General features: G+C 32.5%; 16 protein-coding genes. 10 read left to right on the top strand and 6 right to left on the bottom strand.

Features of this window, described 5'->3' with window-relative positions:
• Nucleotides 1–14 precede the first annotated feature (14 nt).
• Entirely contained in the window at nt 15–680 is a 666-nt protein-coding gene (locus AC23L6_RS10915; RefSeq protein WP_487562387.1) for an alpha/beta hydrolase, read from the bottom strand.
• Nucleotides 681–749: 69 nt separating this feature from the next.
• Between AC23L6_RS10915 and AC23L6_RS10920 the strand changes: the two genes are divergently transcribed.
• On the top strand, nt 750–1061 hold the full coding sequence (locus AC23L6_RS10920) for a GNAT family N-acetyltransferase (RefSeq protein ID WP_487562386.1): 312 nt from the start codon (nt 750–752) through the stop codon (nt 1059–1061).
• Between the two features lie 65 nt (nt 1062–1126).
• Here AC23L6_RS10920 and mtaB read toward each other — a convergent pair whose 3' ends face one another.
• The 3 genes from mtaB to ffh form a co-directional block, all read right to left on the bottom strand.
• Nucleotides 1127–2464 (bottom strand): tRNA (N(6)-L-threonylcarbamoyladenosine(37)-C(2))-methylthiotransferase MtaB, encoded by a 1338-nt coding sequence (gene mtaB, locus AC23L6_RS10925; RefSeq protein ID WP_487562384.1) that lies wholly within the window; start codon nt 2462–2464, stop codon nt 1127–1129.
• Nucleotides 2465–2582: 118 nt separating this feature from the next.
• Nucleotides 2583–3458, bottom strand: a complete 876-nt coding sequence (locus AC23L6_RS10930) for a bifunctional 5,10-methylenetetrahydrofolate dehydrogenase/5,10-methenyltetrahydrofolate cyclohydrolase (protein WP_487562383.1) — start codon at nt 3456–3458, stop codon at nt 2583–2585.
• 84 nt (nt 3459–3542) lie between these two features.
• Complete coding sequence (ffh, locus tag AC23L6_RS10935) at nt 3543–4892, bottom strand: signal recognition particle protein (RefSeq protein WP_487562382.1); 1350 nt, start codon at nt 4890–4892, stop codon at nt 3543–3545.
• A 415-nt stretch (nt 4893–5307) separates the two neighbouring features.
• Between ffh and AC23L6_RS10940 the strand changes: the two genes are divergently transcribed.
• Genes AC23L6_RS10940 through AC23L6_RS10965 form a run of 6 tightly spaced genes read left to right on the top strand, consistent with a single transcriptional unit; the run spans nt 5308 to nt 8771 of the window.
• Nucleotides 5308–5766, top strand: coding sequence for an ankyrin repeat domain-containing protein (locus tag AC23L6_RS10940; RefSeq protein WP_487562381.1), 459 nt, complete (start codon nt 5308–5310; stop codon nt 5764–5766).
• Between the two features lie 6 nt (nt 5767–5772).
• Nucleotides 5773–6549, top strand: a complete 777-nt coding sequence (locus AC23L6_RS10945; RefSeq protein ID WP_487562380.1) for a T9SS type A sorting domain-containing protein — start codon at nt 5773–5775, stop codon at nt 6547–6549.
• Between the two features lie 5 nt (nt 6550–6554).
• Nucleotides 6555–6950, top strand: coding sequence for an OB-fold protein (locus tag AC23L6_RS10950; protein ID WP_487562379.1), 396 nt, complete (start codon nt 6555–6557; stop codon nt 6948–6950).
• Nucleotides 6951–6955: 5 nt separating this feature from the next.
• Nucleotides 6956–7828 (top strand): DUF5777 family beta-barrel protein, encoded by an 873-nt coding sequence (locus AC23L6_RS10955; RefSeq protein ID WP_487562378.1) that lies wholly within the window; start codon nt 6956–6958, stop codon nt 7826–7828.
• A 15-nt stretch (nt 7829–7843) separates the two neighbouring features.
• Nucleotides 7844–8209 (top strand): hypothetical protein, encoded by a 366-nt coding sequence (locus AC23L6_RS10960; protein ID WP_487562377.1) that lies wholly within the window; start codon nt 7844–7846, stop codon nt 8207–8209.
• A gap of 13 nt (nt 8210–8222) precedes the next feature.
• Nucleotides 8223–8771: a YceI family protein gene (locus AC23L6_RS10965; protein ID WP_487562375.1), complete on the top strand. Its 549-nt coding sequence runs from the start codon at nt 8223–8225 to the stop codon at nt 8769–8771.
• A gap of 481 nt (nt 8772–9252) precedes the next feature.
• Here AC23L6_RS10965 and AC23L6_RS10970 read toward each other — a convergent pair whose 3' ends face one another.
• The gene (locus AC23L6_RS10970) at nt 9253–10281 is read right to left on the bottom strand and encodes a hypothetical protein (RefSeq protein ID WP_487562374.1); all 1029 of its coding nucleotides are present in this window, start codon (nt 10279–10281) and stop codon (nt 9253–9255) included.
• Between the two features lie 100 nt (nt 10282–10381).
• Between AC23L6_RS10970 and AC23L6_RS10975 the strand changes: the two genes are divergently transcribed.
• Genes AC23L6_RS10975 through AC23L6_RS10985 form a run of 3 tightly spaced genes read left to right on the top strand, consistent with a single transcriptional unit; the run spans nt 10382 to nt 14392 of the window.
• Entirely contained in the window at nt 10382–10903 is a 522-nt protein-coding gene (locus tag AC23L6_RS10975) for an RNA polymerase sigma factor (protein WP_487562373.1), read from the top strand.
• Nucleotides 10904–10945: 42 nt separating this feature from the next.
• Nucleotides 10946–11845: a FecR family protein gene (locus tag AC23L6_RS10980; RefSeq protein ID WP_487562372.1), complete on the top strand. Its 900-nt coding sequence runs from the start codon at nt 10946–10948 to the stop codon at nt 11843–11845.
• On the top strand, nt 11846–14392 hold the full coding sequence (locus AC23L6_RS10985) for a TonB-dependent receptor (RefSeq protein WP_487562371.1): 2547 nt from the start codon (nt 11846–11848) through the stop codon (nt 14390–14392). It abuts the gene before it with no gap.
• A gap of 4 nt (nt 14393–14396) precedes the next feature.
• Here AC23L6_RS10985 and argS read toward each other — a convergent pair whose 3' ends face one another.
• Nucleotides 14397–16175: an arginine--tRNA ligase gene (gene argS / locus AC23L6_RS10990; RefSeq protein ID WP_487562369.1), complete on the bottom strand. Its 1779-nt coding sequence runs from the start codon at nt 16173–16175 to the stop codon at nt 14397–14399.
• Nucleotides 16176–16367: the final 192 nt, after the last annotated feature.

Consider the following 16367-nt stretch of genomic DNA (forward strand, 5'->3'; position numbering starts at 1 on the left):
AAAATCAAACCATTTTAATGGTACTCATTAAGAATTATTTTGGGTAAATTTTCATTCAACCATCTAAATTTATTTAAAATCATAATGTGTGTTCCTCCTTTTAGAACAATACACTTTTTGATGTATTTTATTGGGAAAACCTCATCTGCGTCGCCATGTATATGAATTACTTTTTCATATACAACGGTTCTATCCCATAAAATCACTTGCTCAATTGCCCAATCCAAATAGCGTTTGTCTCTAACTGACAAAAACTTTTCATACAATTTAAGTCTTTGAGTAATCTTGTCTCCAAACGAAAACTTAGCTAAGCTTTCAATATTTATTAGTAAATCCATTGGAATCAACTTATAAGCTTTTGTGGTTTTTGCAATTTTCATTCTTCTAGGAAATTCTATATTGCTTTTCACACTCGAAATGATAATTACTTTTCTCGTCTCGATCCATTGTGCCATTTCTTGAACCAAAATACCACCAAAAGAAACCCCTATTAAAACTGGATTTTTATGTTTTATTTTTGCTGAAATTCGCTTGGCATATTCAGGTAAAGATTCATTACCTATGGGGATTTCCCATTCTAAGAGCACCATTTCAAATTCAGTTGAAGAAAGTGAAATTCTTTCGAATATAGCAGGGCTTGCCGCTAAACCTGGCATAAAATAAACTGGAATTTTAGACATTTTATGACTCTAAACTCGTTAAATAATAGTAACTTTGCGTAAAAATAATCCTTTTTATTTTACTTGATTATGGAAGAGACCGTATTTTTAGAGAAAATTGAAATAAAAGACAACACCTTTGCTCGACAATTTGAAACTTTGGTAGATGGTAAACTAATTTCTGTGGAATATTCCTTTCAGGAAAAGAAAATATTTTTGACTCGAATTACTGCTTTTGAAGGTTTTGATGATGATGTTTTTATTACCAATTTATTGAAGAATATCATGGAGATTGCCTACGAACGCAAACTAAAAGTAGTACCAATTTTACCTAGAATTGCTTTATTTTTTAGAAAAAATCCAATCTATAAAGATTTGTTACCTCCAGGAATTAAAATTTAATCCTCCAAAAAAACTAACACTAATTCCACAAATTTAATTTGAACAAATTTGTGGAATTTTTGTTTTTATTCTACGCCCACATTCAAGAACTCCATTCGAACACTGCCGTCTTCATCAATTTTTGTTAACTGAATTTCGTGTAATGTATTGACTAGTTCAGGATTCCAAGGTGTTTTTACTTTAACATAATTTTCGGTAAACCCGTGAATGTAGCCTTCTTTATTTTCGCTTTCAAACAAGACCGTTCTCTTGGTTCCTATTTGAGATTCGTAGAAAGCTCGGCGTTTCTTTACAGATAAACCGCGAAGCATTTTACTTCTTTTATTTCTAACATTCATAGGAACAACACCCTCCATTTGGGCTGCCTCAGTATTATCGCGTTCAGAATAGGTAAAAACGTGTAGGTAAGAAATATCCATTTCGTTCAAAAAATGGTAGGTTTCTAAAAAATGCTCATCCGTTTCCCCAGGAAATCCTACGATAACATCAACTCCAATACAGGCATGAGGCATCACTTCGCGAATTTTATTCACTCGATCGGTATACACTTCACGCTGATAGCGGCGCTTCATTTTTCCTAAAATTTCATTACTTCCAGACTGCAAAGGAATATGGAAATGCGGTACAAAAGTTCGGCTTTTAGAAACAAATTCTATAGTTTCATTTTTCAGTAAGTTGGGTTCAATGGAAGAAATTCTCAATCTTTCAATTCCTTCTACTTCATCCAATGCCTGAACTAATTCTAAGAAAGTATGTTCATGTTTTTTGTTGCCAAACTCTCCTTTTCCGTAATCTCCAATATTGACACCTGTGAGCACAATTTCTTTTATATTTTGCTTCGAAATTTCATAAGCATTTTTTAAAACGTTTTCTAAAGCATCACTTCGAGAAATTCCACGCGCCAGAGGAATGGTACAATAGGTACATTTGTAATCGCAACCGTCTTGCACTTTTAAAAAAGCACGAGTTCTATCGCCAATAGAATAGCTCCCTACATAAAAATCGGCTTCAGCAATCTCGCAGGAATGCACTTCGCCCATATCATTTTTGGACAAATCATTGATGTAATCGGTAATCTTGAATTTCTCGGTAGCTCCAAGAACTAAATCAACACCGTCTACAGCCGCTAATTCTTCGGGTTTCAATTGTGCATAACAGCCTACAGCAGCAACAAAAGCCTTGTCATTGAGTTTCATGGCTTTTTTTACAATTTGCTTGAATTGTTTGTCGGCATTTTCAGTTACCGAACAAGTATTAATAACATACATGTCGGCAACTTCTTCAAAATCGACTCTTTCAAAACCTTCATCTTGAAAATTTCGAGCAATAGTAGAGGTCTCTGAAAAATTCAGTTTACAACCTAAGGTATAAAAAGCTACTTTCTTCACTTCGCGGGTTTGCATTTGCTCTAAACTATTAAATAGGAGTTTGCAAATTTACATACAATTATCCGAAGGAAAAAATTACCTCAGTATACTTGAAATTAAGAAGGACAATCTCAATTTGATTGTCCTTGCTTACTTATTTTCTTTTTTCTCTTGCCAGAAGTGTATTTTTCAATAACATTGCTATAGTCATTGGTCCAACTCCACCTGGAACGGGAGTAATGTAGGAGGCTTTTTTACTAACATTTTCGAAATCTACATCACCAGTGATAACATATCCTTTGGGATTTGTATCGTCAGCCATCCTTGTTATTCCTACATCTATTACCACTACACCTTCTTTAACCATATCGGCTTTCAAGTAATTAGGAACTCCAAGGGCTGTAATAATTATATCTGCCTCCTTGGTGTAGCTTTCTATGTTTTTCGTGTGACTGTGTGTCAAGGTAACTGTAGCATTTCCTGGATACCCTTTTCTCCCCATTAGTATACTCATAGGTCGACCAACGATATGACTTCTACCTATTATTACAGTATGTTTTCCTTGGGTTTCAATTTTGTAACGTTCTAATAGTTGCAGGATTCCAAAAGGTGTTGCTGGAATAAAGCTTTCCATATCCAAAGCCATTTTTCCGAAATTAGTCGGATGAAAGCCGTCTACATCCTTATCCGAATTAATAGCTAATAAAATCTTTTGCTCATCTATGTGTTTAGGCAAAGGCAATTGAACGATAAATCCATCGATGTCTTCATTTTCATTCAATTCTTTAATCTTATCCAATAATTCTATCTCTGTAGTATCTTCAGGCAAAACGACCAAGGTAGATTCAAACCCTATTTGTTGGCACGATCTTACTTTACTACCAACATAGGTTAGGCTAGCTCCATCATTCCCAACGATTACAGCTGCCAAATGAGGTACTTTCTCCCCATTGTTTTTCATTTTTTGTACTTCAGCTGCTATTTCACTTTTGATGTCTTCCGCTGTTTTTTTTCCGTCTAGTAGTTGCATGGTTTTATTTAAAAAAGTTGTTGTTGTCGTAAAATAAAAGGTTCAGAATTTCATTTACTTTTGAAACTTTGAACCTTTTCCGATTTATCTCATTCCTGGCAATCCACCTTTCATTCCTGCCATCATTTTCATCATATTCTTACCACCAGGGCCTTGCATCATTTTCATCATTTTGCTCATTTGGTCAAATTGCTTCATCAATTGATTGACTTCTTCAATCTTTCTGCCCGAGCCTTTGGCAATTCTGGTTTTTCTTTTTACATCGATTATTGAAGGTTTGCTTCTTTCCTTGGGTGTCATCGAATATATTATGGCTTCGATATGTTTGAAAGCATCATCTTCTATCTCGACATCTTTCATTGCTTTGGAAGCGCCGGGAATCATTCCTACCAAATCTTTCATATTACCCATTTTCTTTACTTGTTGAATTTGGGTTAGGAAATCATCAAAACCAAATTCGTTTTTGGCAATTTTCTTCTGAATTTTTCTAGCTTCTTCTTCGTTAAATTGCTCTTGAGCTCTTTCTACTAATGAGATAACATCACCCATGCCCAAGATACGCTCTGCCATACGAGAAGGATAGAACACATCTATAGCTTCCATTTTTTCTCCCGTTCCAACAAACTTAATTGGCTTGTCAACAACAGATTTAATGGATAGTGCTGCACCACCACGAGTATCACCGTCTAATTTTGTTAGGATAACACCATCAAAATTTAATCGGTCATTAAACGCTTTAGCAGTATTTACAGCATCTTGTCCCGTCATGGAATCTACCACAAATAAAGTCTCTTGAGGTTGAATCGCTTTATGAACATTGGCTATTTCCGTCATCATTTCCTCGTCAACTGCCAAACGACCTGCTGTATCGACTATAACTACATTGTATCCCTTATCTTTAGCATATTTTACAGCATTAATAGCGATTTCGACAGGATTGTTGTTGCCTAATTCAGAATAGACCTCGACTCCTATTTGATCTCCAACAACATGCAATTGATTGATTGCTGCAGGACGATACACATCACAAGCTACTAATAGCGGTTTTTTATTTTTCTTGGTTTTAAGAAAATTAGCTAATTTTCCTGAAAAGGTAGTTTTACCAGAACCTTGTAATCCTGACATCAGTATTACTGTTGGATTCCCCGAAAGATTGATGCCCGAAACATCTCCTCCCATCAATTCGGTTAATTCATCTTTAACAATTTTTACTAAAAGTTGTCCAGGTTGGAGTGTTGTTAACACATTTTCCCCAATCGCTTTCTCTTTTACTTTGGTTGTAAATTCTTTAGCAATTTTAAAATTAACATCGGCATCTAGTAAAGCACGGCGCACTTCTTTTAAAGTATCTGCTACGTTCACCTCAGTAATTTTCCCATGACCTTTCAGGATATGAAAAGCTTTATCTAATTTATCGCTTAAATTATTGAACATACTTTTTTAATTTATTGAAGTGCAAATTTAGGCATTTGATTTTGAAGTTTAAACAGTATTATCAATAAAAACAAAATTAATCAAGCCCGTTGAACCGTTTGCTTTCCAAATGTATTTCGTCTAGAATTATATCTTCTCAAAGCCTTTAAAATAAAGAAATGTTTGTCCCATAAACTTTGATACAACTTGTGCATTTTAAAATTTCTACAATTATTTAAAAAAGAGGTAGGGTAATTAATTATTTAAAATGTTTTAACTGCAAATAGCGATATACAACCTTTTAAGTTCATCACAACTTTAGTTTAAATATCCTTTTTGTCCAAACATATTACTTAACCTAACTAATGAGGTAATGAGATTTTATATTCTAATAATACTGTTTTTTTTAAATATTGGACATAGCTTTTCTCAAAGCATGACTGTTTTTGACATAGCACGAAAAGGAACTTTAGCTGAGATCGAGGCTCTTTACAAACAGAATCCTGACTTGATAAATACTGTAGATGATAGAAAATCAAGTCCATTATTACTAGCTTGTTACAGGGGTAACGTGGATGTTGCTCTATTTTTAGCTCACAAAGTAAAAAATGTTAATTACAATTCAGGTATGGGAACCGCTTTAATGGCTGCGGTAATGTCAGGGAATATTGAAATCATTAAAAATTTAATAGCTGTAAAAGCTGATTTAAATCAAACGGATTCTCAAGGAAAAACAGCGTTGATTTATGCTGTGTTTTTCAACAAAAATGATATCGCCAAGATTTTAATTGACTCTGGAGCAGACAAATCATTGAAAGATAGTGACGGTAAAACTGCAATTGACTTTGCTACTTTTAATAAAAACACCGAATTAATAATCCTTTTAAATAAATAACCCAAAATGAAAAAATCTTACCTACTTCTTGCTCTTATGACGGTGATGTATACATCATTTGCTCAAACAAAAACATCTGGTGTAGTGTCATTACATACAGGAACAAACGTTATGTCAATCAAAATTGATTTGAATCAAGCGACTTCTCAGGCGACCATCACAATGGTAGGACCTTCAACAAGATGGTTTTCTGTTGGTCTTAATGCAACTTCAATGTCAAGTAACACAGATTGTCTTACCTACTCCACTGCGCTTTTAGATCAGTCACTACCTGGTGGACATAATGCTGCAACAACAGATACTACCAATAATTTGACGCTAGTTTCTAATACCGTTAGTGGCACAACAAGAACTGTTGTTTTTACAAGACCTTTTAATACTGGTGATACAAAAGACTACACTTTTAACTATGCTTCAAATTCTTTAAATATTATATGGGCATACGGACAGTCTAACGTTACAAATCCAACGAGTGAACATTCAACATTTGGAACAAAAGCAGTCTCATTTACTACACTTGGAACAGAAGATTTTAAATCTATTAATGATATCGAAGTGTATCTTAATCCTTCTAGCGGCATTTTTACTATTTCAAAAAACAGGGTACTTCAAATCTCTAAAATCAAAATCTTTGATACTAATGCAAAGATGTTAAAAGAGATAGATGCTGAACGTTTTGATACAGACAACACAATAGATGTATCGGAACTATCGAAAGGAATTTACTTTATGGAAATTTCTAGTAAAGAAGACAAAGTAGTTAAAAAGATAATTGTAGAATAGTTAACATGAAAAAAAAGGCTATAGTTATTGTCACTTCGTTAGTACTAATTTTACTAATTGGATTTGCTGGTTATAATTATGTTATGCACGGCGGTGGAAGAGACTTGAGAAGCGAAGAGGCTAGTTTTACTCTTTCTTCAAAAGAGATAACAAATGAGTTTATTCAGAATATTGACGCATCAAACAAAAAATATATAGAAAAAGCTGTAGCTATTACTGGAACCATTTCAGATATGAACGGTACTCAGATAATAATAGATAATTCAATTGTTTGCAATTTAAAGACTGCCGATACTACTGTTAAAAAAGGTCAAAAAATCACCATAAAAGGTAGAGTAGTTGGTTATGACGATTTGATGCAAGAATTAAAATTAGATCAATGTTTAGTAATTAAAAATTAAAATAAATGAAAGTCAACAAAATCTTATCCTGCCTATTTATCTTTTTCATAGTAGCTCAAGTCTCGGCTCAAGATGATTTGTTAAACCAATTAGACAGCATAAAACCCAAAGACAAAGAGATTGAAATGGCGGCCTTTAAAGGATTGCAAATTTGTAATATGCAATCTACAAAACTACCTGTGAAGGGGGAATTCTATTTTCTTGTTTCACATCGATTTGGGGATTTAACTGAAGGAATAAACAACTTTTTCGGACTAGATAATGCCTTAACCAAAATAGGCGGAATCTATGGTGTTACTAACTGGTTGTCATTGGGCGCTTCTAGACATACTTACAACAAAACCTATGAAATGGCGGTTAAGTATAAACTAGCCAATCAAGAAGTAGATGGATTTCCATTGACTATAGTTGGCTACAATACTGCAGACATTAATACTGCGTTAAAAAAAGACGAAACCTTGCCGGGATTAGAATTTAAAAACCGACTAGCCTATACAACTCAATTATTAGTTTCAAGAAAATTTTCAGAATCTTTTTCTTTTCAATTGGCGCCAATATGGGTTCACAAAAATTTATATGATGGTATTTATGATCAAAAAGATTTACTTCTGCTAGGTGCTGGAGGAAGATATAAACTTACCAAACGATTAAGTTTAAATTTAGAATATGCCGGACAATTAAATTTACCAGAAGAATTCAACTCGCCCTACACTAATCCACTTACAGTTGGTCTAGATATTGAAACAGGAGGTCACGTCTTTCAATTAGTGTTCTCTAATAGCCAACAAATGAATGATGCTTCTTTATTTAGTAATACTACTGGAGATTGGAATGGTGGAGGAATCTATTTTGGATTTAACATGTACAGAGTTTTTTAACATAAAAAAATGAAAATGAAAAAAATAAAAATTGTATCGATAGCTATACCTTTTATAGCAATTATCTGTTTTGTTGGTGCTACTGTTGTAACCTCTTGTGACTCGACTACCTATCAAGACATTGAAGCGGTGGTTACTAACCCAACCTATTCAAAAAACATACAACCTGTGATGTCTGCTAGATGCACCACATGTCATTATGATGGCAAGGAGTTTCCAAACTTGACTACATACGAAGAAGTAGTAGATGCTACAGCAGATGGTGAGCTTCTATGCCGAATCAATGGCTCTTGTGGAGCAGTTATGCCAGAGGGTGGAAAATTACCTCAAGCTACCATCAATATGATTCAATTGTGGGCTGATAATGAATTCCCAAACTAATATCTTTTTAAAAATGAAAAAAATAACAGTCCTGCTAATATGTTTCTTCATTGGAACTACTGCTTTTGCTCAAAAAGCGATGACACGAAGCGGAGAAATAAAGTTTGATGGTACGGTACCTAGCGAAGTTGAAATCATTGGAACAAACAAAACAGTGTCGTGTATTTTTGACCAATCAACAGGCGATTTTGTGGCTTTGGCATTAGTTAAAGCTTTCAAATTCAAAGCGCCACTCATGGAAGAACATTTTAATGAAAATTATATGGAATCTTCTCAATATCCCAAAGCAACTTTTAAAGGGAAAGTGCTCAATTTTGATGCTTCTAAATTATCATCTACAAAATCGACTTACGATCTAGAAGGCGATTTAACTATTCATGGCGTTACTAAAAAAATTAAAACTAAAATTAGTCTATCACAAAGCTCTGGAAACATAATAGCAACAAGCAATTTTACTGTAAAAGCTGCTGATTATAAAATAGAAATTCCAAGTCTGGTGGAAGAAAAATTTGCAGAAAACATCAAGGTTATAATTAATTTTAATCTTGAAGGGGGAAAATAAATTTAGTTGTTTTTGTTTATTTAAAACCGTCTGTTTTACCAATTTACAGGCGGTTTTTGCTTTTCAGTCTACACCATCTAGTGTGCTTGAACTACTCAAATCAGTATAACAATCTGTATCAGATTATTACTCTAAACTGATTTAAAAAGATTATATTATTATAAAACTTTACATGTTCTTACTGAATCTTAATGCCTACAAAGTCCAAAAAAATTGCAATAGTAGGGTTATTCATAGATTAATGGAAATCAACTGTTCAAGTCGTTAAAATTTAATTGAATACAATACATTAATACATTTTGAAAGCCTCATTAGAACTACTCTGCTTTGAGCTCTTAAAAGATATTTGTGGTTATTCAATAAATTGGAGGGTAATTAAAAAAGGATTCAACTTTAATTAAAAAGTCAAACCCTTTATTATAACTTACACACTTTTTAGGATAGCGTCTTAAAAACTAAACTCGAGTATTATAGATGTCTTTTATTTTTTAGCCAAATACAAATAATCTATTTTGCTTCCATCACCGTGTTTGAGCTTTACACTAGAATAATTGAATTCTGATATTTTCCAATCTTCTCCCAATTCTTCCAACTTAGTTCCGTCAAAATCAATATCTAGTTTTTCTATCCCATCATCGGTATACGAACTCCAGGAACCATATATTGTTGAGTCGCCTTTTGTGGCTTTTAAAGTTCCATTCGACTGAAATAAAAGATTGTATCCATCAAATTCTTGTGTTTCATCTTTATTATCATCAACAAAATACGACACATACCAAACACCATTTACAATTATTTTAGATAATTCGCCTTCAGAATGTTCACCAGAAGAATCGTCACATAAGTGAATCACACTCTCTATTGCTGTATTTAATTCTTGGTTATTATGAATTGTAGTCGTCTCACCATCAACACCTGACATTGAAATAGGATATGCTATTTCGTACACATCTGTGCTTTTTAAATTTTCGATAAAATTGATTAGCTGTACGTTACTCTGGATTGAAATTGACTTTGCAATCTGACTGTTGGTGTCGTATGTTTTAATAACAAATGGATAATTAAAATCAATACATTCTATTTCATGAAAATCTTCATATTCCCCATAACTTTCTTTGAGTGCAATTAACTCACTCTCGTTATTGATAACTATTGTATTATAGTCTCTGTAGAGCATGGTAATAGGATACATAAAATTAATTTTATCATCATCATTTTCATATTCATCAATTATGCTTGAAACCAAACTATAATCTTCTTTTGTGGAAACTACCACCTTATTATAATTCACAACTACAGTAACAGGCAATTCAACGCTACAAAAACTTGTACCGTCAAGGACATTGTCTCTAAAAGTAGGATTTTGAGAAACTCTTGATAATAATGAAGTGAGCGGATTCGATTTAGTTAAACTTCCTGTAGGAATAGAAATTTGAGTTTCATCGTCAGACTGACATGAAAAAACAAATAACCCAAGGAAAATTATTACTATACTCTGAAAAATTTTCATATTAATACGTTTGTTGACATATATGAAACAAATTTCAACAAAAAAACCCTAACTTAATTTTTTTTTTTAACTTCACAGTCAAAGAAATGTACCTTTAATAATGAGTAAACCCGATATAGCTGGCATTTGTAATGAAATTATTTTTTCAAACTTTTTTAAAAATAATATCAAGTTAATACGAAATTACCTGTATTTCAAGTTTGGTAATGAAGAGCAAGCTAACGATATGGCACAAGAAGCCTTTATAAAATTATGGGAAAATTGTTCGGATGTGCCAGCAGAAAAAGCCAAATCATTTCTGTATACCGTTGCCAATAATGCTACTCTCAATCAGATTGCTCATAAAAAAGTAGTTTTAAATTATGCTAAAAATCACAACGCTACTGACAAAACTGGTATTAATCCCGAATATATTCTGGAAGAAGAAGAATTTAAAATTAAATTAGAAAATGCCATCTCGAATCTTACTGAAGCACAAAGAACCGCCTTTCTGTTGCATCGGATAGAAGGAAAAAAATATGCAGAAATAGCCGAAATCATTGGAATTAGTGTTAAAGCTGTTGAGAAAAGAATACATGGAGCATTAGTTTCATTACGACTTGAAATAGAACAAATAAAGTAGGGTATTTGGAAAGCAATATGTTACTATACAAATTAAAACAGAATGGAAGAAAATTACGAATTGGCTAAATGGTTGGCAGGAGAAATGACTGAAAGTGAATTGGCTGCTTTTCAGAAAACCCCTGAATATAAAACCTATTCCAAAATAGCAACCTACTCAAAATTGCTTGAAACGCCCCATTTTGAAGAGGAATCTATCTTAAATACCGTTGTACGTTCAAAAAAGACAACTGCAAAAGTTATCCCTTTACATAAAAGTTGGTTTTTTAAAGTTGCTGCTGTACTCGTGGTGGCTTTGAGTACTACACTTGTATTTCAATTTTTTTCCTCTGCAACCGAGACAGCAACTAATGGGGAAAGAACAACATTTTTACTTCCTGACACCTCCGAGGTTGTTCTGAACGCTGATTCTGAAATTAGCTATAAAAAATGGAATTGGGATAACAATAGAAAATTAGAATTAAATGGCGAGGCTTATTTTAAAGTAGCTAAAGGCAAACGTTTTGAGGTAGCAACGACTCTTGGAAAAGTAACGGTTCTTGGTACACGGTTTAATGTAAAAACTAGAAATAATAAATTTAGTGTAACTTGTTTTCATGGCAGAGTAAAAGTAAACTACAAGACTAAAGAAATTATTTTATTGCCTGGAGAATCTGTTACATTTGAAAACAACTCTCAACTAAACTACAAAACTGAAACACCTCAACCTGAATGGTTGGAAAACAAAATCGTGTTCGATAAAGAAAAATTAGTCCCAATTATTGAGGAAATCGAAAGACAATATAATGTTTCTATTGAAATAAAAGCCCCTCATTCTAATGATTTATTTACAGGAAAAATTCCTGCTGATAATCTAGATTTGAGCCTTGAAATTATTGCATCAACTTTTCATCTTAAAGTTCAAAAAACAACATCAAATAAAATAATTATTGAAGAAAAATAGATGCCTCTTTTAAAACGCATTATACCTTTATTGCTGTGCTTTGTTTTTACTTTGAGTGCTAAAGCTCAGATTAAAAACAAAGCAATTGCTTTAAAGGAAATTCTGCAATCCATAGAGAAACAACATCATGTTATATTCAATTATATTGACAATGAAATAATTATTTTTGAAATAATTCCACCAAAAAACAATCTTTCTTTAACTGAAAAATTAAAATACCTTCATACCAAAACGAACCTTAGTTTTGAAAACTTAAACAATCAGTACATTAATGTTTTCAATAAGGCTCCTGTAAAAAAACGTAAAATTTGTGGTTATGTATTTTCTAAAGATACTCATGTAGTATTAGAAAATGCTAACGTCAAATCAACAGATTATAGTAGTAAAACTACTACCAACAATAAAGGCTATTTTCAATTAGAACTCGATAATTCTAACGAAATTAGCATTAGTTATATTGGTTATAAAACCCAAAAAATTACTATTGCTTCATCAACCGAAGATTGTGTAACGCTCTACCTAGAGCAGGAAATCGCTGAATTAGGCGATGTAACAACACATCATTATTTAACCTCTGGTATCACCAAAACTGCAAGCGGAAGCTATGAAATGAAACCCAAAAAACTGGGAATTTTACCTGGACTAATTGAAGCCGATGTTTTGCAAGTGATGCAACAAATTCCGGGAATAAACAGTGTTAATGAAAGTATTTCAAGCATTAATACCAGAGGAGGAACACACGATCAAAATCTTTTTTTATGGAATGGGATTAAAATGTATCAAACAGGACATTTTTTTGGGCTAATTTCAGTTTTCAATCCTAATCTAGCACACACCATTTCTATAATAAAAAATGGGAGTTCGGCATTTTATGGAGAAAGCGTTTCGAGTGTTGTTGACATATCGTCAAACTCAACTACTTTTGAGAAGGACAGTTTCAGTGCAGGCATTAATATGATTAATGTTGATGGCTTTTCTAAATTCAATGTCAATAAAAAAGGCTACATAGAAATTTCAGCCAGAAGATCAACTACAGATATTATAAAAACTCCAACCTACAAAGACTATTATGATGTTGCCTTTCAAAACACTAGCATCAATAGTAGCATAAATACCAAAAGTATTAATTTCTCTAACGAAGAAACTTTTTATTTTTTTGATATCACGGCAAAATACCTCCAAAAAATAGGTCAAAAAAACAAACTCATTCTTGATTTTATTACCATTAATGATCATATTAGGGTCAATCAATCTGCAACTATTGGCAACAGCTTTGAATCTGAAAAGAATTTACTGTACCAACAAAATATTGGTGCAAATCTCTCCTTTAACAGAGAATGGAATGATTCAAACAAAAGTAGCTTGAACATTTACACTTCATCCTATGAACTTGAAGCTCAAAAAAAAAAGATTGAAGAAAATCAAAATGTAAAACAAGAAAACGAAGTATTGGATAGTGGTATCAAACTTCAAAATAGTCATATCATAAATTCCAAATTCACGATAAATAACGGATATCAATTTAATGAAGTCGCTACCGTAAACCTTGATGCGGTGACTAATCCTAAATTTTACAGAAAAATTAAAAACTCATTACGAAATCATGCTCTGATAATTGAGGGAAAATTTAACGACTCTGTTTCAAAAATACACCTTACTACTGGCATGAGACTCAACTATACAGAACAGTTTAAAAAGTATCTTTTTGAACCACGTCTTGAGTTTAATTATGGATTTTTACCTCATTTCAACTTAGAAATTTTAGGCGAATTTAAAAGTCAAAATTGTTTTCAAATCATTGATTTACAAAAAGACTATTTTGGAATTGACAAAAGACGTTGGATTATTGCAAACAATTCAACAATTCCTGTTCAAAGAAGTAAACAATGCTCTGTAGGATTATCATTTGCAAAAAACAATTGGTTACTTAGCCTAGAAAATTTTTATAAAAAAGTAATCGGAATAAACAGTCTTGGCCAAGAATTTCAAAATCAATTAGAATTTGTAAAAATTAATGGGGAATATGAAGTTCTAGGTTCCGAACTATTGCTTCAAAAAAAAATAAATCATTTTATCACTTGGATGAGTTACTCTTTTAACAACAACAACTATTTTTTTAAAGAAAATTCACCTACTATTTTTCCCAATAATTTCGAACTCGAACACATTGTATCGTGGGCTGGAATTTACGAAAAAAACAATTTTAAAATTGCTTTAGGTTCTAAATGGCATTCAGGAAAACCCACGACCAATCCTTCATCAAACGAGGTTATCAATAAAAACACTTTAAATCCTTCAATTCAATACAATACGCCAAACAACAGCAATTTAGACTCTTTTTTCCAAGTTAATTTTTCGACTACTTATAAATGGAAAAACAGTAAAGGTGCTAACTGTAAGATTGGTTTTTCTGTTTTAAATGTTTTGAACAAATCAAACGTAGTCAACAAATACTACATTGTTGATGCCACATCAAATGGTATTGACGAGGTAAAATCATTTGCACTTGGCAGAACACCTAATCTGAGTTTTAGAGTGGAATTCTAGATTTTTACATTCGTTCAGGAACCTGTATACCTAGTAAACTAAATGCCGATTTGATAGTATCACTCACTTTTTTTGAGAGTTGAACTCTAAAAATCTTTTTAGTTGTATTTTCTTCACCTAAAATTGAAACGGATTGATAAAATGAATTGTACTCTTTTACTAAATCGTAAGTATAATTTGCAATCAAAGCTGGGCTGTGATGCTGTGATGCGTTTTGAATTACTTCAGGATATAATTCAATTTGCTTGATGAGCTCTTTTTCTTTCTCATGCAACTCGAGTTGGTATATTGTAGTGCTCCAATCAAAATTTGCTTTACGCAAAATAGATTGAATTCTCGCATAAGTATATTGAATGAATGGCCCTGTATTTCCTGCAAAATCTACTGATTCCTCAGGATTAAAAAGAATTCTCTTCTTTGGATCAACTTTTAAAATATAATATTTCAAAGCACCCAAACCTATGATTTTGTATAATCTTTGTTTTTCTTCTTCTGAATAGTCTTCCAATTTCCCTAATTCTTCTGATAATTCTTTTGCGGTTTGAGCCATATCGTCAATTAAATCATCGGCATCGACCACAGTACCTTCGCGAGATTTCATTTTTCCTGAAGGTAAATCTACCATTCCATAGGATAAATGAAATAAATTCTCAGACCAATCAAAACCAAGCTTTTTTAGAATTAAAAACAAAACTTTAAAATGATAATCTTGTTCGTTCCCTACAGTGTACACCATACCACCTACATCAGGAAAATCTTTCACTCGTTGAATGGCTGTCCCGATATCCTGCGTCATATAAACAGCAGTTCCATCTGAACGCAAAACGATTTTTCTATCTAAACCGTCATTAGTCAAATCTATCCAAACAGAACCATCAGGGTCTTTTTCGAAAACTCCTTTTTCAAGACCCATTTGAACTACTTCTTTTCCAAGCAAATAGGTATCACTCTCATAATAATAGCTATCGAAATCAACTCCAAGATTAGAATAGGTTTTAGCAAATCCATCGTAAACCCAATGATTCATAGTCTTCCAAAGCTGTACTACTTCCTCATCTCCAGCTTCCCAATCCAATAACATCTTTTGAGCTTCAAGGATTATAGGAGCTTGTTTTTTTGCTTCCTCTTCCTGAACTCCTTTTGAAATAAGTGCTGTAATCTGTTCTTTGTATTCTTTATCAAAGGCTACATAATATTTTCCTACTAGTTTGTCTCCTTTAAGTCCCGAAGTTTCTGGAGTTTCCCCATTTCCAAATTTTTTCCATGCCAACATCGATTTACATATATGTATGCCTCTATCATTTATAATTTGTGTTTTGTAGACTTTTTTTCCTGCTGCCTTGCTAATCTCAGCAACAGAGTAGCCCAACAAATTATTTCGAACATGACCTAAATGCAAAGGTTTATTGGTATTAGGAGAGGAATATTCTACCATCAAGGCTTTGTTTTGAGGATTATATGCTACAAAACCATATTTAGAGTCATCCTTAATATTTTTAAAAAAATTCAAATAGTAACTATCCGAGATTACTATGTTTAAAAAACCTGAAACCACATTATAACTTTTGACTTCGTCGACATGTAGAACTAGATAATTACCAATAGCATTCCCTAACTCTACGGGATTGCTTTTTATTTGTTTCAATAATGGAAAAATGACCATAGTAATGTCACCTTCAAATTCTTTTCTAGTTGATTGAAATTCAACTTTTTCAATTGCAACAGCATATAAGTCTGATAGGGCTTTCTTGATAGGAGAAGTTAGAATCTGAGATAGTGACATAGTAGTAAATTATACATTTTCTGAGTGAGCAAATGTAAACATATCTGAGGCAATTTGAAAATAGAATTTAAGCTTTGAAATAGTTTTTGATGTTTCGAAAACGATATAGAAATTCTATTAGAAATATGCTTCATTTTTTTATTACTTCTAAATTAAATTTTTTTAAATCAATTTTTGTAAGAATTTTATATA

The sequence above is a fragment of the Flavobacterium sp. R1_16 genome (assembly GCF_057652095.1).